This window comes from Mesorhizobium sp. M7A.F.Ca.US.006.04.2.1, from assembly GCF_004022915.1.
GTDB lineage: Bacteria > Pseudomonadota > Alphaproteobacteria > Rhizobiales > Rhizobiaceae > Mesorhizobium > Mesorhizobium ciceri.
In genome coordinates this window covers 1-1,922 of record NZ_RZQA01001038.1, presented here as the reverse complement: position 1 = coordinate 1,922, position 1,922 = coordinate 1, and the positions used below count along the sequence as shown (strand labels likewise).

The 1,922-nt window shown below is 62.4% G+C and carries 2 protein-coding genes; both read left to right on the top strand.

Translation table 11 applies throughout. The features are described from left to right. Positions 1 to 17: 17 nt before the first annotated feature. The gene (locus EN925_RS33895; RefSeq protein WP_127369100.1) at positions 18 to 779 is read left to right on the top strand and encodes a glucose 1-dehydrogenase; all 762 of its coding nucleotides are present in this window, start codon (positions 18 to 20) and stop codon (positions 777 to 779) included. Between the two features lie 301 nt (positions 780 to 1,080). Further along, positions 1,081 to 1,782 (top strand): hypothetical protein, encoded by a 702-nt coding sequence (locus tag EN925_RS33890; RefSeq protein WP_128337270.1) that lies wholly within the window; start codon positions 1,081 to 1,083, stop codon positions 1,780 to 1,782. Positions 1,783 to 1,922: the final 140 nt, after the last annotated feature.

Here is a 1,922-nt window from a genome sequence, read left to right as displayed (position 1 = left end):
GAACTGAAAGCCGCATCATGATCCTCAAAGACCGCATCGCCGTGGTGACAGGCGCCGGCTCCGGCATCGGGCGCGCCGGCGCCATGATCATGGGCAGGGAAGGCGCGGTGGTCGTCATCGCCGACAGGGATCAGGCTGCCGGCGAAGCAACGGCTTCGGACATTCGGGCAGCGGGTGGACGGGCCGAGGCGATCAAGACCGATGTCGCTGATGATGCGGCGATCGAACAGCTCATTGCCGGCACGCTCGACAGGCATGGGCGCATCGACATCCTGCACAATCACGCCGGCATCCAGATCGGCGGCACGCTGACCGAAGTGGAGGTCGGCGGCATGGATGCCTCGTGGCGGGTCAATGTGCGGGCGCAGTTCCTGGCGGCGAGACAGGTCATGCCCTCGATGATCGCGCAGGGCGGCGGGGTCATCCTCAACACCGCCTCCAATTCGGGCGTGTTCTACGACCGCGAGATGATCGCCTACGCAACTTCCAAACATGCGGTGGTGGCGATGACACGGCAGATGTCGCTCGACTATGCCCGTCACAATGTCCGCATCAACGCGCTCTGTCCGGGCTGGGTCGACACGCCGTTCAACGAACCGTTCATCGCCCAGATGGGCGGACGCGGGGCGATCGAAACCTATGTCCGCACCAAGATCCCGATGGGCCGCTGGGCCAGCGCCGATGAGATCGCCGAAGCGATCCTGTTCCTTGTCTCCGACCGTTCATCCTTCATGACCGGCCAGGCGCTGGTAATCGACGGCGGTGAAAGTATCGGCTGAGCCTTTTGCTTTCGCTATCAACTCCCCTGTTTTCAAAGCTTGTCCGATATACCACGCAAAGACTTTCACCCATGCCGCTGCTTGCCGGCAGGACTATAGTCCTGCCGGCATGGGACTTCAGTGCCATGGCCGTCCAAGAGTGCGAATTTGTGTTTGATATCAGTAGGTTAAGTTTCTGGCCGGGTGCCAGATCGCGTATTGAGACAGCATTTGTCTAAAGTTTACTCTGCACTATTAGGAATTCCTCATAGGACGGTCGCTTAGCGGTCGGGCCAGGGCGACGATTCCCGAGGAGATTACCATGACAAACCGGAAAACTCTGCTGGCGGCGCTTGCCGCATTGGCGCTCCTGGCATCTCCGGCGCTCGCCGGCAATGGGCACGGCGGTGGCAATGCCGGAGGCAACGGGCACGGCAACGGCGGTAGCAATGGCAACGGCGGCAATGGCAAGAGCGGCGCTTCGCACGGCAAGTCGTCGTCGGCCCCCGGCCAGGTGGCCAAAGCGGACGACACCACGGTCGACAAGACCACCAAGGTCTCGTCCGTGCCCAAAGGCAAGAACATCCACGCCAAGCTTGGCCGGGTGAGCTCGCTGAAGCGCAACATCAATGCCTATATGAACTCGAAGAGCAAGAAATTCGCCGCCCTTCAGGCATTCGTGACGCAGTCCGCCAAAGCCAAGGTCGCTCAGGCCGCCGCCGACGCAGCACAGGCTAAGCTGGATGCGCTGACGTCCATGACACCCGATCAGATTGCCGCGCTGTCGCCCGACGATCAGGCGGCCCTGCCTGGGAAGATAGCTGCTCGGCAGGCCGAGGTCGCTGCCGACAACGCTGCTGCTGCTGCGGCCGCGGTCGGCACCGATGATGCATCGCTCGACGCGGCATTGGCGGATATGGCCAACAAGCCCGTCGACGCTGCGGTCACGTCCTGGGCTCAAGACGTCCTTGCCGGCAAGATCGACCAGACGGCTGCCGCGATGCAGACGGAAACGACGCCGTAACGAACCGCCGCCGAAACGGTAGTGGTCAGTCAAAGGCAATGCCGCCGGGTTTCACTCGGCGGCATTGCCTTTCCCGCTCATGGTCGGGCTGGCTATCCAGGGATAGCCAGCCCGACCATGAGCGGGAAAGGCAATGCCGC

Coding starts and splice junctions, on each gene's coding strand:
- EN925_RS33895 (WP_127369100.1), top strand. CDS start 18: ATGATCCTCAAAGACCGCATCGCCGTGGTGACAGGCGCCGGCTCCGGC.
- EN925_RS33890 (WP_128337270.1), top strand. CDS start 1,081: ATGACAAACCGGAAAACTCTGCTGGCGGCGCTTGCCGCATTGGCGCTC.